Genomic DNA, 23,102 nt, shown 5'->3' with positions numbered 1-23,102 from the left:
CGAGCACCATCCCGCCGCCGACGACCATCCCCGCCAGCGCGCCCGGCCAGCTGAGCTTGCGCCACCAGATGCCGAGCAGCAGCAGCGGGCTGAACGTGGACGCGGCGAGCGCGAAGGTCATCCCGATCGAGAGCGAGATGTCCTCGGTACGGAAGATCAGGGTGAGCGCCATCGGGCATATCGCGACGAGCAGCGTCGCGACCCGGAAGTCCTTGACCCGGCCCGGCAGCAGATCCGTCGACACCACCCCGGCCACGCTCACCAGCAGCCCCGAGCAGCTGGACAGGAACGCCGCGAACGCACCCGCGGCCGTCACCGCGGCGAGGATCTGCCCTGGCCAGCCCGGCAACACCGCGGTCGGCAGCAGCAGCACGGCCGCGTCGGTGTTGCCGGTGAGCAGCAACTGCGGCACGTACATCCGCGAGAGCGCGCCCAGCATCGTCGGGAACAAATAGAACAGCCCGAGCAGCAGTAGGACGTGCACGGTGGTGCGGCGCGCGGCCTTGCCGTCGGGGTTGGTGTAGAAGCGGACCAGCACGTGCGGCAGGCCCATGGTGCCGAGGAACAGCGCGAAAATCAGCGAGTACGTCTGCAGCAGATCGCTGATGCCGCTCGACGCCGGATGCAGCCACGCGTCGTTCGACGTGGGCGCGTCGCTCACGATCGGCACCGGCGTACCCGCGGCGAACTCCAGCGTGGTCCCCGAGGACACCTTGTGCGGAATGAGCGGCGACCAACGCGCCATACCGCCCGCGGGACCGTCGTCGATGCGGCCGTGCGCGTAGAAGAACGTCTCGGTGGTGACCTTCACGGTCACGTCGGTTTGCACCGTCACCTTGGTGTCCGCCGGGAACACCGGCGGTGCGGGCGCACCGAGCGCGCGCACGCCGCCCGGGCCACCGCCGGCGAAGAAAACCATGCACAGCACAAAAGTCGGTACAGCGATCGCGAACAGTTTCAGCCAGTACTGGAACGCCTGAACCACGGTGATCGCGCGCATCCCGCCGGAGACCACGTTGACCGCGACCAGGACGATGACGAGCAGCGCGCCCGCCCACGCCGGTACCGGAACGATCTGCGCGAGCGTCAAACCGGCGGCCTGCAGCTGCGGGACCATGTAAAGAATCCCGATGAACACCGCGCCCGCGGTCGCGAAGCGGCGCAGGCCTCGCGAACCGAGCCGGGCTTCCACGAAGTCCGGCAGCGTGTACGCACCGGATCGGCGCAACGGCGCGGCGACGAACAGCATCAGCGCGAGATACCCGGCGGTGAAGCCGATCGGATACCAGGTCGCGTCGGCACCCTGTTTGAGCACCATGCCCGCGACACCGAGGAATGACGCCGCGGACAGGTATTCGCCGGAGATCGCCGCGGCGTTGCGGCTGGAGCGCACGGTTCGGCGGGCGACGAGGAAGTCGTGCGTGCTGGTGGCCCCGCGCGACGAACGGAAGCCAAGGTAGTAAGTCGCGAAGGCGACCAGCGCGAGGCCGGTCAACGTCCACGGGGTCAGCTGCACGGCGTGCATCCTCGCACGACCACACGCTTCCGGGATGCGCCGCCACCAGCGAACGCATCCCCCGCGCGGGTCAGTTCTCGATCATGTCGACGAAGTCGCGTTCGTGCCGCTCGGCGAGCCGGTTGTACCAGAGGCCGACGGCGAAGAGGAACGGAAACGGAAGCAGGCCGAGCACGAGCCACGGGATCGGGATGCCGATCACGGTGAACCGCGCGACCGCCGGGAGGAAATAGAACAGCGCGGGCAGTATCCCGAGCACCACCAGCACGAGCACCGCCAGCCACACCGACGTGCGCAGCTGGACCTTCACCAGGTCGCGGACCAGCAGTTTTCCCCAGCTGGTCTGTTCCTCCAGTTCGACCCGCCCGCGCATCCGCGCCGACGACTGCCGCGAATCGGCGAGCACCACGCGTTCCCGTTTCGGCCGCACGTGCGCGGGTTCGCTGGAACGCGGGACCGGTTCGGGCGCGGGCGGCACCGGTTCGACCACCGCGCGGTCCTCCGGCCGCACGCCCAGCGTCGGGTCCGGTTTGCGGACTCCGTTCTCGAGCCGGTGGTAGGGGTCTTCGGGCGAGGACATCGACGGCTAGCCGCCCCGGCCGGAGCCGACGATGCGGTCCTTCAGCGCCCGAGTGTGCCGCCGGCTGACCGGCAGCACTTTCTCCTCGTTGCCGATCACGACCTGGTAGCCGCCCTGGCCCATCCGCATTTCGGTGATCAGCGGCAGCGCGACCAGGAACGACCGGTGGATCCGCACGAATCCGGCCTTCTCCCAGCGTTCTTCCAGCTGGGCGAGCGGGATCCGGACGAGGTGGCTGCCCTCGGTGGTGAACAGCCGCGCGTAGTCGCCCTGCGCTTCCACCCAGCGCACCGACGAGCGCGGGATCAGTTTCGTGGTGCCCGCCAGTTCGACCGGAATGACCTCGTCGTCGTTCTTCACCGGCTCGGCCCCGCCCTGGCCGGCGGGCGGGCTCGCGGCCGTGGCCAGCTTTTCGCGCACCCGCGCGACCGACCGGTCGAGCCGGTCCTGCTGGAACGGCTTCAGGACATAGTCGACCGCGCCGAGGTCGAACGCGTTCACCGCTTCCTCGGCGTGCCCGGTGACGAACACCAGCACCGGCGACGGGTTCATCGCCGCGATCACGCGCGACATCTCCATGCCGGACAGGCCGGGCATGTCGATGTCAGCGAACACGGCGTCGACTGTCGGCAGGCCGTTTGCCCGCCGGGCAGCAAGTTCCGGGTCGTCGTGCGAGAACAGCCGCAGCGCGTCGGAGGCGTCCGAGGCCTGGAAAACGCGGTGGATGTGCGGGTTGTTCTGGAGTCCGTGGCTGAGTTCGTCCAGCCCGGCCAGCTCGTCGTCCACGGCAAGGACGATGAGTTTCCGGGTGTCGTCGTGAGCACTCACAGTGAGACGCATCCTGCCGATTGCGAGGTGCATTGTCCAGACCCCAGCCGAGAGTACCGCTTGTGAGTGGCGTACCGGAGTCGCCGCTCACCTCGGGGTCAGAGTCCGAAGCGCGACCAGGCCGCCTTCGTGGTCACCGCGTCCAGCAGCGCGCTCGCCGCCGCCGGTGCCCCGATCCCGAGCCGGGCGAGCAGCGGTTTCTTCGGCTCCGCCACGGAAATCTCGGCGTCCGGGTATCGCTCGCGGACGATCTCGCGCAGCGAACCGAGCCCGTCGACCAGTCCGAGGTCGACGGCTTTTTGCCCGAGCCAGACGTCCCCGGTGAACAGATCGGCGGAATCGGTCAGCCGGTCGCCGCGACGTTCCTTGACCCATTCGACGAACAGTTCGTGCAACTGGCTGTGCATGTTTTTCAGCCACTCGACGTCCTCGGGCTTCTCCGGGCTGAACGGGTCGAGCCGCGATTTGTTCGCGCCCGCGGTGTGCAGCCTGCGCTCGATGCCGAAGCGTTCGAGCAGTCCGGTGAACCCGAAGCCGCCGCTGATGACGCCGATCGAGCCGACCATGGACGTCCGGTGCGCGTAGATCTCGTCGGCCGCACAGGCCAGCCAGTACCCGCCGGACGCGGCGACGTCCTCGGCGAACGCCAGGACCGGCACGCCTTTCTCGTCGGCCAGCTGCCGGATCCGCTCCGCGACGAGACCGGACTGCGTCGGCGCGCCGCCGGGCGAGTTGATCTGCAACGCGACGGCCTTGAGCCGGTCGTGCGCGAACGCCCTGGTGAGCGCGGATTCGACGGCACCGAGGTTGATCGCGCCGCGGGCCAGCGGCGACGGCGTCGGCGTGATCACGCCGTGCAGCTTCACGACGGCGACCACGTCCTTGCGGTCGCCCCGGTCGCCGAGCACGGGAAGGCGGGAAGTCAGCTTGTCGGTCACGCTCATCTGCCCAGGCTAACCAGTTCAGTGCGCGGGCAGCATCCCCGAACGCGAGCCGTGCACTCCGTCGGGTTCCGGTTCCGGCTCGACCGGAGCCAGCGGCTGCTGCGGGACATCGGCGGAGTAGTCCGGCATGTTCGGCCGCACGCCGAGCTTGAACTTCGGCACCCGCAACGCGACCTTCATGCCCGCACCCGGCGCGGTTTCGACGGTGAGCGCGTAGTCCTCGCCAAAGACCTGCCGCATGCGCTGGTTGATGTTGCCGAGGCCGACGTGCGCACCAGTGCGGTGCGCGTTGCGCAGGTCCGTGAGCTGCCGCGGGTCCATGCCGATGCCGTCGTCCTCGACCGTGATCAGCGCTTCGTGCCCGTCGTCCCGCGCGATCACCGTGACGCAGCCGCCGCTCGGCTTGCTGGCCAGCCCGTGTTTGACGGCGTTCTCGACGAGCGGCTGAATGATCAGGAACGGCACCACGACGCTCAACACCTCGGGCGCGATCTTCATCCGCACCTCGAGCCTGCCTCCGAAACGAGCGTTTTCGATGGTCAGGTACCGGTCGATGTTGCGCAGTTCCTCGGCGAGCGTGGTGTACATGCCGGACGTGCGGAACGAGTAGCGCGTGAAGTCCGCGAAGTCTTGAAGCAGTTCGCGCGCTTCCTCCGGGTCGGTGCGGATGAGCGCGGAGATCGTGTTGAGCGCGTTGTAAACGAAGTGCGGCGAGATCTGCGCGCGCAGTGCTTTGATTTCCGCCTGCTGCAGCTGATTGCGCGATTCTTCGAGCCGCGCGAGCTCGAACTGCGTGCAGACGAATTGGCCCACCGCCTCAGCCATCTGCACCAACTTGCCGCGCGTGCGCCCGACGACGATCAGCGTCGCTTCGGCCTCGCCTTCAACGAGAATGGGAACAATCGCGGCGGTCTTCATTTTGCAAGTGCCACGGTGATTGCACGGCATCTTGTTGTGATCGGCAACGGCGCGACGGTGTTTGCGCAACGCGGTCCCGATGTCCTCGACGACGTCCAGATAATGGTCGGTGGCCTCGCCCGCCCAGGACAGCAGCGTGCCTTCACTGTCGGTAATGCCGACGGCGAGACAGTCGAGCACCTCAAGCAGCTCCGCCGTCATCCGGTTGGCGGCCTCCTCGTCGAGCCCCGCCCGCAAGTTGGGCGTGGCCTTGGACATCCGGTGGACGGCCTGGAGCACGGCGTCCTGGATGACCCCCTTGGGCCGGCGCGCCCGGAAGGCGAGGACCAGCACCACGATCACCAGGATGCCGACCAGAACCCACGGGACGACCAGCGCATAGGGGAAGTCGGACACGACGTCCATGCTCTGCGCTCGACCGACCGGGTGCAAGGTCTGCTCCCCACTTTCTGTCCAGTAGCGACGCCGAGAGTGGGCAAACCCTGCCGTCACTCCCGGTGAGCGTGAGAATCTTGCGCCATTCGGGTGGTAGCGGTGGCTGTGAGTCGCCAATGGATGGCGTGAAGGGACCCTTCATCACTACGGACGGTTAAGGGTGACGGGACCCTTCATTGCTTGGCTAGTGCGGATGAGGGTTCTTGGCACCCGCGACCCGGACCGCTCCCGGCAAGACCGGTCCTGCCCGCCCGACCCGGACCGCTCCCGGCAAGACCGGTCCTGCCCGCCCGCCAGCGGGGCTAGACCAAGTGCTGTGAGGGGAACCCTGAGGAGTCTGATTCGCTCCGGGTTCCCCTCACAGACGTTCACCCCAGCCCGACTGGGGCCAGCGGGCAGCGGCAGCTTCGCGCAGTGGGCACGCGGGGTTCTCGCCCCGGCCGGCGCGCGGTGGCGAGGTCCGTGAAGGGAGAGAAGCCACTCTCGCACGCGGAGCGTGCCGCACACCGTGCAACCGAGAATCCCCGCTGAGGTCCCCCAAAGGGGCCGGTGCAGCGCCGAAAGCGTTCAGATTTTCCGCAAAGCGATGGCCACGGTCCGCGATGCGGACGTCGGCAAATCAGAGAGCCACCCGCAGCCAACCCACCCCCGATACGAAGCCCGACTGCACAATCAAGCTTCGGGGCCGCCCCAGCACCGGGGAGCAATGTCGCCGCCAGGCGGCGAGCCGAACTACTTCAACAACCGAGACATCCGCCGATCAGCCAACGGCTTCCCCCCGGTCTGGCAGGTCGCACAATACTGAAACGACTTGTCCGCGAACGAAATCTCCCGAACAGTATCCCCGCAAACCGGACAAGGCANGGCAGCCCGGTCCGAGCATGCACCCGCAGCCCAGACCGCTTCTCCCCCTTCAACCGCGCAGCCTTCTGCCCCACTGACCGCGAAACAGCGTCCGTCTCCACCGCACGGATCGCCTCGGCCAGAACCTCCAACGCCCCCTCGTCGAGCTTCCCCACAGTCGCATAAGGCGACAGCTTCGCCCGATGCATGATCTCGTCCGAATAAGCGTTCCCGATCCCCGCGATCAACGACTGATCAGTCAACGCCCACTTCAGCCGGGTTCCCTTCCCCCGGAACAACTCCCGCAACTGCGAAGCATCGATCGCCAGCGCATCCGGCCCCAGCCGGGCCACGCTCGCCACCTCGGAGGGATCCGCGACGATCCACACCGCCAGCCCCTTCTTCGTCCCCGCCTCAGTGAGATCGAAGCCAGGACCGGAAGCCGACTCCAGATGCACCCGCAGCGAGATCGGCCCCTTCCCCGGCTTCAACGGAGCCGGGGACAGCGCGTCCGACCAGCGCAGCCAGCCAGCGCGCGCCAAATGGACCACCAGATGCAGATCTCCCAGCACGACATCCAGATGCTTGCCGTGCCGAGTCGCGTCGGTGATTTCGCGGCCATGCAGCTCGGTATACGGCGGCACCGCGGTCTTCAGCACGCTCAACGAGGCGACGTCAAGCCGGAAAACAGTGCTCCCCACGGCGTGTTCGCGCAGGTGATGGGCCAGTGCTTCGACCTCGGGCAACTCGGGCATGGCACCAGTCTCGCGCGCCGGCCCGGTTCCGGCCAGGTCTATTCGACCGGGTGCAGCGGACCGTCGAAGTCCGGCAGCGAGTGCTTCTGGATCGTCTTCGAGATCCGCTTCACCTCGCCGGACACGGTGAACATGCCGCGGATCGTGCCGACCCAGCGCTCCGACGGCCGGTCGCCCGCGACGTCGCCCTCGGTCTCGGCGACCACCGTCCACGGACGGCGCAGGATCCACCGCAGCGGGAAGAACAACACCACCAGCAGCAACGCCAGCAGCACCCACGCGGGCACCTTCACGACATCCGGCGTCCAGACCACCAGCGCGATCACGAGGAACACCATGACCACGATCATCGCGATGCCAGGTCCGTAACTGCCTGCGACGTCGTGTTCGAAATCGTCAGCGGTGGCGGGAGCCCGCCACTCCATCTGGGCACGGACCACCCAATGGCGACCGTCTTCGCCGCGCACCAGCCGGTTCATCCTGTTGCCTCCCGGGCGACGTCGAGCTCGGTCAACGTTACCGTGACCGTGCCGTCGAGCGCGAGGTGCTCACTGAGAGTTACTGGCGGTTTGCCGGGTTTTGGCTGTTCGAGAGCTTGCGTCCGTTGAGGAATCGGCCGAACCGGTGACATCGTTCCCGGACGTGGAGTCCGTTCTGGCCGATGTCGCGGGCTCGGCGGACCTCGACGACTTGGCCGGCTCAACGGGCTTGGAAGACTTGGCGGACTTCGGGCAGCCGGACGACTCAGCCGAGCTGGAAGACCGCGGAGCGGTCGTGACCGACGGCGGCACGTACGAATCCGGCGAAGGCACATACGACGAGGGCGGCGGAACATACGACGGAGTGGGGTCGTCCGCCGTCGTGCTCAGCACGCTCGGGCTCGACGAGTTCGTGGACGTATCCAGATCCGACCGCGACTCGGTGCTGGACGACCGGCTCGTCATCGGCGACTCCGAATGGTCGCCGTCCTGGCCAGGAAGATCATCCCGCGGCGTCGAACCAGCCGAGTCCGACGTCGACGACGACTGCTCCCCGGACGCCGCCTGACGCACCGGCGGCAAATGCGGCACCTCGGCCACCCCCAAATGCTGCGAGGCGCCCGGCCGGACCGCCGCATGCGCGGGCCGCGCGCTGCCGTACAGCTTCCCGGAGATGACCCGCGGACCCTGCTGCGCCGGCGGCGGAGGTTGCTCCGGCGGCTGCAACGCCAGCTCCGGCGCACCACCGCCCAACCCGACGTTCTGCACCGGATGCGACCCGAACACCAGCGGACCAGCGGTCAAGCTCACCGCGCCCGCCGCCGCGGTCGACGCAAGCGCCAGCCCGACCTTCACCTTCGAGCCGAACACCACGCTCTTCACCGTCGCGACCGCACCGGCGACCTTCCCGGCCCCGGCCAGCGCCGGAACCGCGAGCACCAGCACCCCGGCATGCGCCCGCAACGACGAACACACATCCCGCAGCTCGTCCTGCGTCGCCCGGCACGGCGGACATCCCAGCAAATGCGCCTTGATCCGCTCCGCCTCAGCGCCCGTGACACTGCCCGCGGTGAACCCGCCGAGCTTCTCCACCACCGCGCGGCACGTCTCCGGACCCCGGTTCACCGACAAATGCGCCTGCAGATACGCCGCCCGCAACCCCTGCCGCGCCCGCCGCGCCAACGCCGCCGTCGCATTCGCCGACAACCCGAAATGCGGAGCCACCATCGCCGGCTGCTCGCCCTCGACCTCGGTCTGCCACAGAACCGTCCGCCACCGCTCCGGCAAACTCGTGAACGCCGTCGTGATCAACGTGTGCTCGGCCGTCCGGGCAGGCGTGTCCACCCCGGCTCCCGCGCGGAACGTCAGCTCGTCGTCAGTCACCGGGACATCGCGCCGCGCCCCGTGCCACTCCCACGACACCCGGCGCGCGACCGTCAGCAAATAAGCCCGCACGTAATCCCGCGGACCCGCACCGCGGCGCAACGCCTGCAGCACGCGGAAGAAGGTCTCCGCGGTGATGTCTTCAGCTTCGGAGCGATCCGACGCGAGGCTCTGCGCCAATCTGCGCACGGCCGCGGCATGCAGCTCGAACAACTCCCCGAACGCGGCATCCTCGCCATCGCGCAGCCGCTTCAAAAGTGCCTGCTCGTCGGATTCCGAGGCCGCTGGTGGCGGCGCCGTGCCCAGCTCGGTCATCCGGCAAGGCACCTCCTCCCCCGAAGGACTCACCACTGAAGTCGATGGGGGACACCATACGGAGCAGAGCGCCCGTCGTCACCCCTTGTGCGCTCGACGTGACGCGCAAGCACCACATCTCAGCAGGTCCACGCCAATTAACGGGGCCCCCAAAAGTGTCACCGGGCCGACGGTATAGAGTGTCCACAACACCGAGCACCAAGCGGTTAACGCGGATGTAGCGCAGCTGGTAGCGCATCACCTTGCCAAGGTGAGGGTCGCGGGTTCGAATCCCGTCATCCGCTCAGTCCCGAAGGCCCTGTATCCACGGAAAGCGTGGATACAGGGCCTTCGTTGTGTTGCCCCGGGGGCCGAGCCCCCGGACCCCCGCGGTGCCATCGGTGGCGGTTGGGTGGGTGGAGGCTTCGTAGCGCGCGGAGCAAGCGGAGAGGGCGTGGGGGCGGAGCGGGAGAGGCGCCCGGAGGGGGGCTTCGTAGCTTGCGGAGAAGGTGGAGGGCTTCGTAGCGCGCGGAGAGGGCGTGGAGGGCTTCGTGGCGCGCGGAGCAAGCGGAGAAGACGTGGGGGCGGAGCGGGAGAGGCGCCCGGAGGGGGGCTTTGACGGGGTGTGTCTGACTTGCTGGACTCGTTCATGAGTTGTTCCGGTTCGGTTGGTTCTTGACGCGCGGGTGGCGGGGGAACGTGGCCGCATGACTGAGTTGACTCGTCGGCGGGTTCTTGGGGTTGCCGGGGCTGGGGCCGCCGCGGCTTCGGCTTCGTTGTTGCCGGGCAGTGTGCGGGAGGCGTTGGCTCGGGGGGTGCCGGGGCGGGGGTCGCTGGCAGACGTCGAGCACGTGGTGTTGCTGATGCAGGAGAACCGGTCGTTCGACCACTACTTCGGGACGTTGTCCGGGGTCCGGGGATTCGCGGACCCCGGGGCGGCTCGGTTGCCCAATGGACGGTCGGTGTTCTATCAGCCCGACCCGCAGAATCCGGCCGGGTACGCCTTGCCGTTCCATCTGGACACCCATGCGACCAACGCACAGAAGATCCCGTCCACCTCGCACGCCTGGCAGGTCCAGCACGACGCCCTCAACGGCGGCAAAATGGACAACTGGCTGCCCGCGCACCGCAAGGCGGACGGTAAGAACGGGCCCTACGTGATGGGCTACCACACCCGGGCTGACCTGCCGTTTCAGTTCGCGCTGGCGGAGGCGTTCACGATCTGCGACGCCTACCACTGCTCAGTGCTCGGACCCACCTGGCCCAACCGGATGATGTGGATGACCGGCACCATCGACCCCGACGGGGAACACGGCGGGCCCATCCTCGACAACAAAGCCCCGGCGGGCGGCTACACCTGGACGACCTACGCCGAGCGGCTCCAGGCGGCGGGGGTGAGCTGGAAGGTGTACGAGCAGAACGACACCTACGGCTGCAACATGCTCGAAAACTTCGCGAACTTCAAAAACGCGGCCGCCGACTCCCCGCTCGTGCTCAACGGCACCACCCACGGAGCCGAAGGCCAGTTCGAGTACGACGCGCGCAACGACAAACTGCCCACCGTCTCGTGGATCATCTGCACCTCGACCGCGTCCGAGCACCCCGACTACACCCCCGCCGAGGGCGCCGCGTTCGTCGCGTCCAAGATCGACGCGATCGCCGCCAACCCCGACGTCTGGGCCAAAACCGCGTTCATCCTCAACTACGACGAGAACGACGGGCTCTTCGACCACGTCATCCCGCCCACGCCGAACCCCGGCACCCCGCACGAGTTCGTCACCAAAACCTCGCCCGGCGGCACCAAAGGCAACGGCCTGTCCGTCGGAGCCGGCTACCGGGTGCCCTGCGTCATCGTTTCGCCGTGGACCGCGGGCGGATGGGTCGCGACCGAGCCCTTCGACCACACCTCGACCCTGCGGTTCCTGGAAAAAGTCACCGGTGTGGCCGAGCCCAACATCTCCGGCTGGCGGCGCGCCACCTTCGGCGACCTGACCTCAGCGTTCCGGTTCCGCGACCACAGGGCGAAACCGCCGACCCTGCCCGACACCTCCGGGCCGCTGACGCTCTCCCGTTACGAGGCCGCGCACCTGCCCGCTCCGAAATTCCCCGGCACCGACCAGAAACCGCCGCGTCAGGAGCGCGGGCACCGCCCGCAGACCCCGCCGCACTGACCTGCCGAGTGAGCCCGTGTCCACGGGCAGGGGCTCACAGCTCGTAGCCGTCCAGTACCGTCGGCGCGACCGGGGAAAGATGCGGATCGCTATGGTCGCTCACCTGGCCGCGCGCCATCCGGTACACGCGGAAATCGTTGTCGTGCTCGGCGTCCTGGTCGTCCCAGACGTGCAGCAGCCCATAGGAACCGGGGGCCAGTTCGCCGACCCGCGCGAACGTTTCCAGCAACTGCGGTCCGATCGCGCCGCCGTGCTTGTCCAGACCACCCAGATGGAGCATCGGCAGCCCGGCGCTCCAGCGCAGATCGACCAGGTCCAGCATGCCCACGTCGCGCAGCGACCGGCCGACGCGCTCGACCAGGCGCTCCAGCAGAGCTGCGTCGTCGTCGCCGGTCGCGGTGGCGGCGATGGTCACCCAGCCGTGGTATTCGAACACGTGCGAGACGGTAGCAGCGGCCGTGTTCAGCGGGTCAGCGCAGAGGGCTGGCCGTCTCGGCGGAGCTTGGTCGTGAGAATGCCGTCGGCGTGCTTTTCGACTGCGGGGAGCAAGTTTTCGCCGAAGACGCACAGAGTGCGTTCCCACGGGTGGCCGAGCGTGCCGTAGCTGAAGTCCGCGGCGAGGAACAGGTGGTAGTCGCCGCGCGGGAAGACTGAGACCGGCCACGGCGCGTTTTGCCGCATGCGATGCGGCCAGAACTTGAACGACTGGTGCTGCCAGTGCAGGACCCACAGCCAGTCGTCTTCGGCGGTCGTCTCTTGGAGGGCGGCCAGCACTGCGCGGGCCACGTCGTGCTCTTCCACCGCGTACGGGCCGAGGCGGAACTCCGCCGAGGCGCGGTCGTACTCGCCGGTGGACAGATCCCAGGCAGCCGAGGGACGCGGCTCATGGAAGCCGGGCCAATCGTGCGCGAAGGTGCTCGGCCAGAACCTGAGCTTGTCGTGCACCCAATACCAAGCGGGTTCGTCGGCCACTCGCGAGAGCGGCTCCCAGGCTGCAGCAGCGTTCACTTGTCGACCTCGAAGTCATCGACCGGGCTCGAAACTGCCGAAAGCTTCGTGTCCGGGGCCGGGATTGTCCAGTCCACCGGAGCCGAGCGCCAAGCTGTCACTCGACCGGGTGGCCCGCGGACCGGGAAAACAGCGCCCGGTCCGCAGGTTCCTTACCCGAGACCCCCGCCAGTCATGCACGGAGCAGTTATGCGGCGCGCCACAGCGTGACGAACGCCGACGCCTCGCTGAACGCCCACGGCCGCAGCCGCTCCCGGTCGCGCGCCGACAAGGTGAACTCCTTCGCCCGGCGCACGTCCACGACCAGCGCCTCCCCGCCCGGAAGCAGATCCGGCATGCCCTCGGTGAGCAGCCACAACGCGAGCTGCGCGGCATCCCGGGTGAGCGGCTCCTCCTTGAAGTACAGCCAGGTGGCGAACCGGCGGCCGTTCGACTTCCGCAGCCCCAGCTGCGGGCTGACGCCGATCTCCAGCTCGCCGAGCGCGAACCTCGCCCGCCCGACCTCGATCAGCTTCGGATCGCGCCTGCCGAGGTAGCGCAGCCAGCCCTCGGCGATGGCGGCGTAATGCGGACGCGTGCGCTCGTCGGCGTTGTTGACCAGCGCGCGCATGGCCACCTCGTCCTGCCGCGCCGCCCGGCCCGCCCGGACCGCGTTCGCCGCGCGCCGGTAGTAGTTGAACGCCGCCCGGGCCGGGTCCTCGTACAACCGGCGCTGCCTGCGGACGAACGAGGAGCGCGACGGGCCCTTGCTGGCGCTGTACCCGACGAACGTGGGCAGCGTGACGTATGCCGACTGAGAATTGGTCATGGGCGGCCGCCTTCCGGTGGATGGTTTCCCCAGTACACGACCAATTTTAGAACATATGTACGACAGTTTTTGCCGCTTAACGGGTGACCGGCGGCCACGGACCCGCCAGTACCGCGCGCGCCTGCTGCAGAACCTGTTGCTCGCAGTAGCTGACCGGCGTGACGTCGGTCGGAATCCAGGTCGCGAGCATCGCCAGCCACTGGCGCAGCTCGGCGAGCGCGGCCGGGTGGCCGAGCCGTCCGTCGAGGGCTTTGACGCTCTTCGCGGCCTCGGTGAGCCGGACGTCGCCGCGCACCATTTCGCCGAGATGGTCGCCGAGCAGCTGCCATTGGGCCGCGGTGGCGTCGGCCGGCAGTTCGATGCCCAGCTCCTCGACCACGTGCGAGAACGCGTCGGAAACCGCCTGGTGGTTCCGGTGGTCGAGAGCGGCCAGTCCGGGAAGGGAGGGCGCGTCGAGACCCGCGCCGACGGCCCGCGCCCCGGCCTCGACGAGTTCGGCAGCGGTGATGTCGAGACCGGCGAGCCGATCCACGGCAAGGGCGGCGAGCGCACCGCGCGCGGAGGACATGCTCTCGATCGTAGGAGACGTCGCGTTTTCCCGGCGGACGCGCGAAGCGGGTGCCTGATCTGGGCAGATCTGGGCTGATCTTGTGCACCTGAGCCCCACGGAGCCGGGGCGCGTGGAACACTGTCGCCCGAACCGGTGACAGGGGGTTGCGTGATGAGCTGGCAGGAAGAGCTCCGGCGCTTGGACGCGGAGTTGGCCGCCGGCCGCCTCGGCCACGCCGAACACCGCCGCCAGCGCGACGAACTGCTCGCCGAGGCGTCGGGCGGCGGGGCGGCTTCGCCAGTGGCGTCGCCGTTGCGGCAGGACGCACCTTCGGCCAGCGAGTCACCCACCTGGAGCACACCGGCCGCCCAGGCGACTGAACCGCCTGCCGAATCGGACAGCCAGCCAGCAGCGGAGCCGAGCGCCTCCGCCGACAGCAGCGCGAGCACTACGCAGGTCGTGGCGACCATGGCGGAGCAGGACCCGACGACCACGCTCCGGCTGGACACCACCCCGCCCGGAGGCACCGTGGCACCGGAGCAGCCCGCTGCCAACCCGGCCGCACCCTTCTTCTCGCCGCCGCAGACCCCGGCAACGCCGCCGCCCGCTCCGGCAAGCCAGGCGCCCCCGCCCCCGCCGCAACCGCAGATGCCCGCGCAGCCGGGAACCTGGCCGGGCGTCGCTCCCGTGCAGTGGCACACCCCTGGCCCGCAGCAGCAACCGAGCCAGCAGCAACAGCCGAGCCAGCCGGTCGTCGGATGGGCCAGCACCAACCCGGCGATGCCCGCGCCGGAACCGCCCGCGGTCGAATCGTTCCTGAACTCCGGGGCCGCGGTCCCGTCGGCGGAAAAGCCCCAGCCCGCCTTCCCGCACACCCCGGGCACCCCGTTCTCCACCGACCGGCAGACCACCGCGCCGAGCCCCGCCGACGACCGGCCCACCGCGGTCTTCGGCGCGATCCCGGCGAACGGCAGCCAGCCGGAGCCGCGCCGGCTCTGGGAGGACGACGTCAAACCTCGCCGAGGGAAGCCGACCTGGCTGTTCCTCTCGCTGGCTGTGCTCGTGGTGCTGGCGCTGGTCGTCGGCGGCATCTGGTTCCTCGGCAACAGGAACGACCCGAACGACACCGCCACCCCGCCGCCGGCCGCCTCGTCCGCGCCGAACACCCAGCCGGCCTCGCTCGAGGACAAGCTGCCCACATTGGCGGGCACGCCGAACCCGGAGAACTCGACCATGGCGCTGGACAAGGCGGTCCAGGCCAAGGCCGTCTCCGACGCCGACGCGAACCTCATGCGCGCGGCGGGCGCGGACCAGCTCGTCTACCACGCCTACGCCGGCACCGACGGCGGCACGACGCTCATCGCCGTTCCGGTGCCGTCCAAGGCGCAGGCCGGTCAGCTCGTCCAGGGACTGCGGCAGAACCTCGTCACCGGCGGGTTCGACAGCAGCCCGCTCGGCCCGGCGGCCACCGACCTGCTCTACACCGGGAGCAGCCCGGCCGGACGCGTCATGGCCTTCTGGTACACCTCCGGCGGCGTGTCGGTCGGCATCGGCGTGTCGGGCCCGGTCGGCCAGGATCCGGCGGCGCTGCGGTCGCGGATGGAAGAGATCCGCGCGAAGGTCGCGGCCGCGCTGCCCGCCGGCTGAACGCACCCGGCGCCCAAGGCGACCCGCCAGGTCACGCGGGGTCGCACCCGTGCACAATGTCCACGTCGTCACACACAATCGGGTAGCGACGACGCATTGACCGTCGCCATGCCGACAGATAAGGGGGGCCCTGGTGTCCTGGCAGGAGGAGCTGCGCCGGCTGGACGAGGAGCTCGCGTCAGGGCGACTCTCCGCGGACGACTATCGCATCCGGCGTGATCAGGTGCTGTCCTCGGCTGTCGGCCAGCAGGACCAGCCCGCCCCGCCGCCGCAGAGCCAGAGCGCGGACTCGACCCAGGTGATCGCCCCGGTCAGCCCGCCCGGCGGCGTCCCCCAGCAGCAGCCGCAGGCCCCGCAGCAGCCGCCCGCGGACGGCGGTGCCGAGCGCACCCAGGTCGTGCAGTCGTGGCAGACCCAGCAGCCGCCCGCGGACGCCGGTCCCGAGCGCACCCAGGTCGTGCAGCCGCAGCAGCACCAGCCGCAGGCGCACTACTCCCCGCCCGGCGGTTTCCCGCAGGGCACGGCCTCGCCGCCCGGGGGCTTCCCGCAGCAGCAGCCGTGGAACGCGGCCGAGAGCGACCAGACCCCGCCGTGGGGCGGCGGCGATCTTCCGCCGCTCGGCCCGTCCGGGGGCGATTCCGAATGGGTCCGCCAGGGTCCGGAGTACTTCAGCGACAAGCCGAAGAAGGGCAACGGCAAGAAGATCGGCGCGATCGTCGGCGCCGTCATCGTGCTGGCCGGCATCGCGTTCGGCGCGTACTGGCTGTGGGGCCGCGACAGCGGAGGCGGCGGCACCGAGCAGACCAGTGCCCAGCACCAGCCAGGTCCGTCGTCGGCGCCGAAGCCGCCGGACCCGCTCGGCGTCGCGACCATGCCGGGCAAGGCCGAGACGCACGACGACATCACGTCGTTCTCGCAGGTCGACACCCTGAAGTACCTCAACCCGCAGGAACTGAGCGCCTACCAGGCGGCGGGCGCGTCCAAGGTCAAGTTCGTCGTGTACCACCTCGAAGACGGCAACCTGATCACGCTCTTCCTCGCCCAGGCCAGCAGCCCGACCGCGGCGAAGACCGCGGCCGAGAAGCTGATGGAGGTCCAGACCACGAACGGGGCCAAGCGCGACACCACCGCCCCGAACGGCGTGTACGCGACCTCGATCGACGCGAAGGAAGGCCAGTCGGCCCAGTCGCGCGGGCACTACGCGCACGGGAACGTGGTCGTCCGCGTCGAGGTGTCCGGCAAGGCACAGACGGCCACCGACTTCACCACCGCGCTGAACCAGCAGCTCACGGTGCTGACCGCCGATGCCTGAGCCCGGGACCACCGCCTGCACGATCGTCGCCCGCAACTATGTGCCGGCCGCGCGCGTGCTGGCCCGCTCCTACCTGGAGCACCATCCGGGCGGCCGCTTCGTCATCGCGGTCATCGACGCCCCGCGCGATCAGTCGGACCGGGCCGGCGACGGACTCACCGTCGTCGGCCCGGCCGCGTTCGGCATCGACGAGGACGACTACCTGCGGATGGCGACCGCGTACTCGGTCACCGAACTCGCCACGTCGGTCAAGCCGTACCTGCTGCGCGAGCTGCTGAAAGAGTCCGAGGCCGCGATCTACCTCGACCCGGACATCGAGCTGTTCGCGCCGATCCCCGAGGTCGCCGAGCTGGCCCGCGAGCACGACATCGTGCTCGCGCCGCACTTTCTGACCCCGTTGCCGCAGGACGGCATGGAGCCGGACGACGCGGTGATCATGGGCACCGGCATGTTCAACCTCGGCTTCATCGGCGTCGGCCGCGGTGCCGGGCCGTTCCTCGACTTCTGGGCGGGCAGGCTGCGCCACGACGCGATCGTCGCGCCCGAGCAGCAGCTGTTCACCGACCAGCGCTGGGTCGACCAGGTGCCGTCGCTGTTCCGGCACCACGTGGTCACCGATCCCGGGTTCGACGTCGCGTACTGGAACCTCCACGAGCGGCCGATCGGCCGCGACAAGGACGGCGCGCTGACCGCGGGCGGTGCGAAGCTGCGGTTCTTCCACTTCAGCGGGTATCGGCCGGAGAAGCCGTGGCTGCTCAGCTTCCACTGCGCGCGCAAGCCGCGCGTGCTGCTGTCGCACAACGACGACCTTCGCGCCATCTGCGATTCGTACGGCACGAAGCTGCGCGAAGCGGGGTACGCCGAGTCGCTCGACTCGATTCCGTACGGCTTCAAGGACTTCCAGGACGGCACGCCGGTGCCGAAGCTCGCGCGGCGCGTTTTCCGCGAGGGCTGGATCAAGTCCGAGCGCAAGAAGAAACCCGCGCCGCCGCACGCCTACGCCGAGGACGGCGGGCTCGCGCTGCGCGAATGGCTCGCCACCCCGGAGGACCAGGGCCAGGCCGCGGCCGGGCTGAACCGGCTGACGCACGCGATCTGGGCGTCGCGGATCGACCTGCAGATGGCGTTCCCGCATCCCTACGGCGACGACGCAGACAGTTTCCGGCACTGGTGCGCCGGGTCCGGCGTCTCCGAGGCGGGGCTGCCGGAGTGGGCGCTGCCCTCCGATCCGGTCGCCACCCGTGCCCCGCACGACGAGTTCGGCGTGAACCTGCTCGGCTATCTGACCGCTGAGCTGGGGCTCGGCGAGATGGGCCGGATCGTGCTCGAAGCGATCGAGACCGGCGGCGTGCCGGTGGCCACGGTGCTGGAGGAGAAGGCGGTCTCGAACCGCACCGGCATCGAGCGGCCGGCGACGGTCGGCGACCCGCGGTTCCCGGTCAGCGTGTTCGCGGTGAACGCGGACCAGACGCGCACGATCCTGACCAACCACCCCGAGGTAGGCGCGGGCCGCTATCGGATCGGGCTGTGGGCGTGGGAACTCGAAGACTTCCCGCAGTGGCAGCACGAAGCGTTCGGGATGCTCGACGAGGTCTGGACGGTCAGCGACTTCTGCCGCCGCGCGTTCGCCGAGCATTCGCCGATCCCGGTCAAAACGATCCCGGTGCCGGTGCGCGATCCGGGCGAGCCGTCTCCGCCCGCGCGGGACAACGGCGAGCCGGTTCGGTTCCTGTTCGCGTTCGACTTCAACAGCGTCGCGGAGCGCAAAAACCCTTGGGGCGCTGTCGTCGCGTTCCAGCGGGCGTTCCCGGGCCGCGAGGACGTCCGGCTCACCGTCAAGGCGATCAACTCGAAGCTGCACCCGCAGGCCGCCGAACGGCTGCGCGCGGTGGTCCGCGGCGACGACCGGATCGAACTGATCGAGCGCTACCTCAGCGTCGCCGAGCTGCACGAGCTGTACGAGACCAGCACCGCTTACGTTTCGCTGCACCGCAGCGAGGGCTTCGGGCTCACTGTCGCCGAGGCGATGGCCCGGGCGATGCCGGTGGTCTCGACGGATTACTCCAGCACCACCGAATTCCTCGACGCGTCCACCGGCTGGCCGATTCCGTACCGGCTGGTGCCGGTCGGCGACGGCAACTACCCGTACCACGCGGACGCGGTCTGGGCGGAGCCCGATCTGGACGCCGCCGCGGCCGCGATGGTGCAGATCGCCGACGAGCCGGCCGAGGCGACGGCCCGTGGCAAGCGTGCGCGGGAGGTCATCCTGCGCGAGCGGTCGATGACCGCCGCGGCCGAGTGGATGCGGCGCGAACTGGAGCAGGCGCACGCGACATGGCAGGAGCGGCAGCGCGTCGCGACACCGCCCCCGGAGCACCCGCTGAGCCCGCTGCAGCAGGCCACCGAGGCATTGCGCTGGCGGCCGGAAGCGGACACGCCGTCGCGGCTGCCGCTCGCGCCCGCCCTGCGCAAGGCCGTGCTGCGCGCGATCGACCACTACGACGTGCACCAGCGCAACGTGATGGGCGCGCTGCTCGCCGCCACCGAGGACAGCAACCGGCGGTTGCTGGACCGGATCGAGGGCCTGGAACGCAACATCGACGAATCGCGCCGGGCCGCGCTGTCCACGCGCGCCCTCGGCGAACGGCTCGAAGCGTTGCGCGGCACGGTCAACGAGTTGCGCCGGCAGGCTCCGGAGACGGACCTGGCGCTGCGCAATCTCGAAGCGGACGTGGCGAAGCTGGCCGAGGGCTACGACGGTGTCGGCGCGGAGGTGGAAGCTGCCGCGGGAACCGTGCACAAGATGTTCGCGCGCCGCGACGAACGGCTCGACGCCGACGAGAAGGCCATCCAGCGGGTGACCCTCGACGTCAGCGCGATGCGGGACGCGGCGCGGCTCCGGCACGCTCCGGTGCCGCGCGGGGCGGACGTCGTCCAGTGCGACGTCGGCGCACTGCTGATGCCGGTCGACGAGGTCATGCTGCCGTGGATCCTGTTCCACCGGTCCTGGGAGGACAGCGAAGCCGAGCTGATGGCGTCGCTGGCGGACGGCGCGTTCCTCGACATCGGCGCGCACGTCGGCTACCACACGCTGCGGCTGCTTCGGGCCACGCCGGAAGTGACCAGGGTGATCGCGGTGGAGGCCGACCCGGTCAATGCCGCGTACCTGCGCCGCAACGTCGAGGCCAACCTGCCCGCCGCGGCGGGCGAGCTGGTCACCGTGGTCGAGTCGGCCGCGTGGGACGAGCCGGGCACCGTGCATCTCGCGCAGGCGACCCCGGGCAACAGCGGCGACAACCGCGTCACCATGGACGGTTCCGGCGTCGAGGTCCCCGCGGTCCGGCTGGACTCCGTGCCCGAGGTGACCGAGCAGCGGATCAGCCTGGTGAAAGTCGATTTGCAGGGCCGCGACCACCGAGCGCTGGCGGGACTGGCCGAGGTGCTGCGCCGCGACCGGCCGCACGTGGTGTGCGAGTTCGACCCAGGCGCCATCACGGAGCTGGGCGACGACCCGGCCGCCGTGCTCGCCGGGTACCGCTCGCTCGGCTACACGCCGAAGGTGGTCACCGACGACGGTCCGTCCGACCAGGGGCTCGAAGATTCGGCGATCATCGCCGCGGCGAAGGCGGACGAGAAGGAATTCGTCACGCTGTGGCTGGCGCCCTGACCTGATCGCGCGCGTGGTGTCTCAGGGTGCCACGTGCGCGATGGTCAGCAGGAACGCGCCATACCAGGCACTTCCGACAGTGAGCACCGGCAGCAGCACCGCCAGCACCCGGTTCGGCAGCTTCGCCAGCATGAGCGCGACCGGCACGGTCAGCACGAACGCCGGCAGCAGGAAACGCGCGCGGGACTGGAAGAAGTTCGACGAGCACAGCGCGATCACGACGGTGAGCGTGCCGTAGATCTGCCACGGCAACGGCAGCTTCGTCGCCCAGGTCCAGAACTGCAGTACCACCGCGGCGAGCACGACGAGCGCGGTCACGGTGATCCAGCTGGCGTCGTCCGAGGTGAGGCCTTCGCGGACCTGGGTCCAGGTGAAGACGCCGAAATCGAAGTGCATCTGCCAGGCGTTCTGCAGCCAGAACCAGCCGTCCGGGCGACCGGTCTGGATCCAGACATAGCCGAGATAGCCCAGCAGGCCGAGCGGCGCGAGCAGTCCGCCGATCCACGGCCGCCAGCCGTCGCGCCGCTGGAAAACCGCGATCAGCGCGGCGAGGGCGACCGCGGCGACCAACGCACCGGAACTCGCCCTGGTCAGCCCGGCCAGCACCGCGAACCCGCCCGCGACCAGCCATTCTCGGCGCGCGAGCAGCACGAACGTCCAGGCCACGAGCGCCATCAGCAGCGATTCCGAATACACCAGATGCAGTGCCGTCGAACCCGGCCCGATCGACCACAGCACGGCGACCAGCAGGCCCACGCGCGGTCCGGCCAGGTCGCGGCCCAGCACGAACAGGCCCCACGCCGCCGCGCATCCGGCCAGCAGCGAGATCGTCATCCCGGCCGCCAACGGCGGAATCCCGACCAGGGTCAGCAACGCCACCGTCGCCGGGTACAGCGGGAAGAACACCAGGCTGTTCTCGACCGGCAGCCCGTCGGTGCCGAGCGTGATCGGCTGGTCGTAGCCGTGCTGCGCGACCGAGAGGAACCAGTTGGCGTCGAAGTTGTCGATGAACCGGCCCGGCGACACGTCGGCCTTCCAGCTCATCATCCACAGCACGCCGAAGGCGACGATCTGGAACAGCAGGTAAAGGCTGATCGCCGGAGCGGCTTGACGGAAAGCGGTCGGCGAACGCTCGACGGCACCGTCGAGACTGGACTGCTGCACGCTCCCCGAACTCCTGAACTACCTAGCGTGAAACCGGACGAATTCCTGCCTGATCGTACCTGGCGACCGCATAATCCGAGGCCAGAACGGGTTTTGTGACTAATCCCCTGCTTACCGCCAATTGCGGGGAGTACGTCCGGGCCGGGTGCGGGAAGCGGTAGCCTGCACGAGGTTGTCGGTAGCGGAAGACGGGGGTGAGCACGCTGGCCGAGCCGAATTCCGCTGCCTTGGCCGAGCCGTCGTCCGCGCCTGCGAAGAAGACCCGGATCGTCTTCATCGACATCGGCCGCGGCCTCGGCGCGCTGCTGGTCTTCTACAGCCACATCGCCCATCCATGGGTTATCGCGAAGAACGACAAAGCCCCGTACGTCGACTTCATCGAGGCGCTCACGAGCGGTCCGATGCACATGTCGAAGCAGGGCATCGGGCAGATCGCGGTGCCGTTCTTCTTCCTGGTCAGCGGTTTCGTGGTGACGCCGATCGCGCTGCGCCAGGGTACCTGCCGGTTCGCGCTCAACCGGTTCATCCGGGTGTACGCGCCGATGCTGTTCGTGGTGGCGCTGACCGCGTTCCTGCTGCTGGTGAACCTGCACCCGCCCTCGACCGGGCAGGCGCAGACGCTGAACCCGCTCACCGTCTTCACCAACACCACGCTGGTCAACTACCTGATCTTCCCGCAGGTCGTGCTGGTGCCGGTGGCCTGGACGATGATCGTCGAGGTCATCTTCTACCTGCTGCTGATGGCGGTGCTGCCGCTGTTGCGCCGGTGGGTGTGGCTCGGGATCGCGGTCGAGCTGACGTTCGTCTTCGTGGTGATGATGAGCCGGTCGCAGTTCGGACCGTCGTGGTCTCTGTTCGCGGTGAACGTCTCGTACCTGCCCGCAATGCTGATCGGCCAGGTCATCTGGGCGACGACCAAGAAGCAGATCCCGCTGTGGACCGGCGCGCTGTACGGCGGCTGCGCGTGGTCGCTGTACGTGCTGGCGGACGTGATCGACGTCGGCCGCGTGGACAGCTCGTACAACCTCGCGCTGGCGTTCGCCGTCGCCTGCTTCCTGATGGGTATGTTCGCCGAGGACCGGCTGAAGCAGCGCAAGATCTGGACCATGCTGTCCGAGCGCAGCTATTCGATCTACCTGCTGCACATGCTGGTCACGTTCGTGCTGCTGCAGTTGCTTCGCCCGGCGGTGCCGCTGCCGATCGCACTGCTGGTCGTGATCCCGGCTGTGTTCGGGGTGGTCGAGTTGAGCTACCGGTTCGTGGAACGGCCGAGCCACTCGCTGGCCCGGCGGTTGTCGCACCGGCCGAAGCCGCCTTCGCCCGCGCCGGAAACGCCCGAACCGCCGGTCGAAACGCCGGGGGAAACCACTCAGCTCGTCAACGACGCCGAAGTGACCGCCGAGATCCCGAGGATTCCCGCCGAACCACTGCCGCCGCGGCGTCCGGCACCCCGGCCGCGTCCGGTGCAGAACGGGCGGCTGCCGAGGGATGGCGCTCCGCCGCCGACTGACACTCCGCGCGCGATGCCGCCTCGCGCGAACGGGGGCGCGCACCGGGCGCGTCCCGTCGAATCTGCCGTCGACCGCACCGCCGAACCGCCGGTGCGCCGCGCGATGCCGCCGCGCCGGCGTCCGTCAGCTCCGCCGGAGCTGCGCTACCAGCCGGACCAGGAAAACCAGGCCCAGCGCGGCGACCAGGACGATCTCCCACGCCACCGGAACTCCTTCCGCCACACCCCTCGCTGAGGAGTGATGCTCTGCCGGTAAGGCGTGCGAGGGTGGGACGACGTTCACCGACACG

The 23,102-nt window shown here is 69.3% G+C and carries 17 protein-coding genes, 1 tRNA gene and 1 pseudogene; 6 read left to right on the top strand and 13 right to left on the bottom strand.

Annotated elements, in window-relative coordinates; all coding sequences use genetic code 11:
* From A4R44_RS09965 to A4R44_RS09930, 8 genes and pseudogenes are all read right to left on the bottom strand, one after another.
* On the bottom strand, positions 1 to 1,516 hold a 1,516-nt coding region (locus A4R44_RS09965; RefSeq protein WP_232791556.1), incomplete at its 3' end, for a cation acetate symporter.
* A gap of 70 nt (positions 1,517 to 1,586) precedes the next feature.
* Positions 1,587 to 2,096 (bottom strand): hypothetical protein, encoded by a 510-nt coding sequence (locus A4R44_RS09960; RefSeq protein WP_067578522.1) that lies wholly within the window; start codon positions 2,094 to 2,096, stop codon positions 1,587 to 1,589.
* 6 nt (positions 2,097 to 2,102) lie between these two features.
* Complete coding sequence (locus A4R44_RS09955) at positions 2,103 to 2,936, bottom strand: LytTR family DNA-binding domain-containing protein (RefSeq protein ID WP_067578768.1); 834 nt, start codon at positions 2,934 to 2,936, stop codon at positions 2,103 to 2,105.
* An 86-nt stretch (positions 2,937 to 3,022) separates the two neighbouring features.
* Positions 3,023 to 3,868 (bottom strand): S49 family peptidase, encoded by an 846-nt coding sequence (locus A4R44_RS09950; RefSeq protein ID WP_067578520.1) that lies wholly within the window; start codon positions 3,866 to 3,868, stop codon positions 3,023 to 3,025.
* 18 nt (positions 3,869 to 3,886) lie between these two features.
* Positions 3,887 to 5,191, bottom strand: a complete 1,305-nt coding sequence (locus A4R44_RS09945; RefSeq protein WP_067578518.1) for a sensor histidine kinase — start codon at positions 5,189 to 5,191, stop codon at positions 3,887 to 3,889.
* A 762-nt stretch (positions 5,192 to 5,953) separates the two neighbouring features.
* Positions 5,954 to 6,819, bottom strand: a pseudogene (locus tag A4R44_RS09940) (DNA-formamidopyrimidine glycosylase family protein).
* 38 nt (positions 6,820 to 6,857) lie between these two features.
* Entirely contained in the window at positions 6,858 to 7,298 is a 441-nt protein-coding gene (locus tag A4R44_RS09935; RefSeq protein WP_067578516.1) for a DUF983 domain-containing protein, read from the bottom strand.
* Positions 7,299 to 7,367: 69 nt separating this feature from the next.
* On the bottom strand, positions 7,368 to 8,996 hold the full coding sequence (locus tag A4R44_RS09930) for a sigma-70 family RNA polymerase sigma factor (protein ID WP_067578514.1): 1,629 nt from the start codon (positions 8,994 to 8,996) through the stop codon (positions 7,368 to 7,370).
* Positions 8,997 to 9,207: 211 nt separating this feature from the next.
* On the opposite strand from A4R44_RS09930, the gene A4R44_RS09925 reads away from it, so the two are divergent.
* Positions 9,208 to 9,280 (top strand) — tRNA-Gly (locus A4R44_RS09925).
* A 402-nt stretch (positions 9,281 to 9,682) separates the two neighbouring features.
* The gene (locus A4R44_RS09920; RefSeq protein WP_067578512.1) at positions 9,683 to 11,146 is read left to right on the top strand and encodes an alkaline phosphatase family protein; all 1,464 of its coding nucleotides are present in this window, start codon (positions 9,683 to 9,685) and stop codon (positions 11,144 to 11,146) included.
* Between the two features lie 34 nt (positions 11,147 to 11,180).
* Here A4R44_RS09920 and A4R44_RS09915 read toward each other — a convergent pair whose 3' ends face one another.
* From A4R44_RS09915 to A4R44_RS09900, 4 genes are all read right to left on the bottom strand, one after another.
* Positions 11,181 to 11,582 carry an Imm7 family immunity protein gene (locus A4R44_RS09915; RefSeq protein WP_067578510.1) on the bottom strand — a complete coding sequence of 134 codons (402 nt, stop codon included), beginning with the start codon at positions 11,580 to 11,582 and terminating at the stop codon, positions 11,181 to 11,183.
* A gap of 26 nt (positions 11,583 to 11,608) precedes the next feature.
* Positions 11,609 to 12,118: a DUF2716 domain-containing protein gene (locus A4R44_RS09910; RefSeq protein ID WP_093572219.1), complete on the bottom strand. Its 510-nt coding sequence runs from the start codon at positions 12,116 to 12,118 to the stop codon at positions 11,609 to 11,611.
* A gap of 223 nt (positions 12,119 to 12,341) precedes the next feature.
* Positions 12,342 to 12,962: a hypothetical protein gene (locus A4R44_RS09905; RefSeq protein ID WP_067578508.1), complete on the bottom strand. Its 621-nt coding sequence runs from the start codon at positions 12,960 to 12,962 to the stop codon at positions 12,342 to 12,344.
* A 76-nt stretch (positions 12,963 to 13,038) separates the two neighbouring features.
* Positions 13,039 to 13,530 (bottom strand): hypothetical protein, encoded by a 492-nt coding sequence (locus tag A4R44_RS09900; RefSeq protein WP_067578506.1) that lies wholly within the window; start codon positions 13,528 to 13,530, stop codon positions 13,039 to 13,041.
* A 153-nt stretch (positions 13,531 to 13,683) separates the two neighbouring features.
* Here A4R44_RS09900 and A4R44_RS09895 point away from each other — a divergent pair, with 153 nt between their 5' ends.
* The 3 genes from A4R44_RS09895 to A4R44_RS09885 all read left to right on the top strand — a co-directional run bounded on the left by A4R44_RS09895 (position 13,684) and on the right by A4R44_RS09885 (position 20,138).
* A complete protein-coding gene (locus A4R44_RS09895; protein ID WP_157904844.1) occupies positions 13,684 to 15,159 on the top strand; it encodes a hypothetical protein in 1,476 nt (491 codons plus the stop codon).
* A 133-nt stretch (positions 15,160 to 15,292) separates the two neighbouring features.
* A complete protein-coding gene (locus tag A4R44_RS09890) occupies positions 15,293 to 16,471 on the top strand; it encodes a hypothetical protein (RefSeq protein ID WP_067578502.1) in 1,179 nt (392 codons plus the stop codon).
* The gene (locus A4R44_RS09885) at positions 16,464 to 20,138 is read left to right on the top strand and encodes an FkbM family methyltransferase (RefSeq protein WP_067578499.1); all 3,675 of its coding nucleotides are present in this window, start codon (positions 16,464 to 16,466) and stop codon (positions 20,136 to 20,138) included. Before A4R44_RS09890 ends, A4R44_RS09885 begins: the two co-directional genes overlap by 8 nt.
* Before the next feature lie 21 nt (positions 20,139 to 20,159).
* Here A4R44_RS09885 and A4R44_RS09880 read toward each other — a convergent pair whose 3' ends face one another.
* Positions 20,160 to 21,302, bottom strand: coding sequence for a hypothetical protein (locus tag A4R44_RS09880; protein ID WP_093572224.1), 1,143 nt, complete (start codon positions 21,300 to 21,302; stop codon positions 20,160 to 20,162).
* Between the two features lie 194 nt (positions 21,303 to 21,496).
* Here A4R44_RS09880 and A4R44_RS09875 point away from each other — a divergent pair, with 194 nt between their 5' ends.
* Positions 21,497 to 23,047 carry an acyltransferase gene (locus A4R44_RS09875; RefSeq protein WP_067578497.1) on the top strand — a complete coding sequence of 517 codons (1,551 nt, stop codon included), beginning with the start codon at positions 21,497 to 21,499 and terminating at the stop codon, positions 23,045 to 23,047.
* Positions 23,048 to 23,102: the final 55 nt, after the last annotated feature.

Source organism: Amycolatopsis sp. M39, from assembly GCF_001651785.1.
Lineage (GTDB): Bacteria > Actinomycetota > Actinomycetes > Mycobacteriales > Pseudonocardiaceae > Amycolatopsis > Amycolatopsis rubida.
Note: the sequence above shows the minus strand (reverse complement) of the source record. Positions and strands in the feature narration are given on the sequence as shown.

Coding starts and splice junctions, on each gene's coding strand:
- A4R44_RS09945 (WP_067578518.1), bottom strand. CDS start 5,191: ATGGACGTCGTGTCCGACTTCCCCTATGCGCTGGTCGTCCCGTGGGTT.
- A4R44_RS09895 (WP_157904844.1), top strand. CDS start 13,684: ATGAGCTGGCAGGAAGAGCTCCGGCGCTTGGACGCGGAGTTGGCCGCC.
- A4R44_RS09920 (WP_067578512.1), top strand. CDS start 9,683: ATGACTGAGTTGACTCGTCGGCGGGTTCTTGGGGTTGCCGGGGCTGGG.
- A4R44_RS09885 (WP_067578499.1), top strand. CDS start 16,464: ATGCCTGAGCCCGGGACCACCGCCTGCACGATCGTCGCCCGCAACTAT.
- A4R44_RS09950 (WP_067578520.1), bottom strand. CDS start 3,868: ATGAGCGTGACCGACAAGCTGACTTCCCGCCTTCCCGTGCTCGGCGAC.
- A4R44_RS09905 (WP_067578508.1), bottom strand. CDS start 12,962: ATGACCAATTCTCAGTCGGCATACGTCACGCTGCCCACGTTCGTCGGG.
- A4R44_RS09900 (WP_067578506.1), bottom strand. CDS start 13,530: ATGTCCTCCGCGCGCGGTGCGCTCGCCGCCCTTGCCGTGGATCGGCTC.
- A4R44_RS09935 (WP_067578516.1), bottom strand. CDS start 7,298: ATGAACCGGCTGGTGCGCGGCGAAGACGGTCGCCATTGGGTGGTCCGT.
- A4R44_RS09955 (WP_067578768.1), bottom strand. CDS start 2,936: ATGCGTCTCACTGTGAGTGCTCACGACGACACCCGGAAACTCATCGTC.
- A4R44_RS09960 (WP_067578522.1), bottom strand. CDS start 2,096: ATGTCCTCGCCCGAAGACCCCTACCACCGGCTCGAGAACGGAGTCCGC.
- A4R44_RS09930 (WP_067578514.1), bottom strand. CDS start 8,996: ATGACCGAGCTGGGCACGGCGCCGCCACCAGCGGCCTCGGAATCCGAC.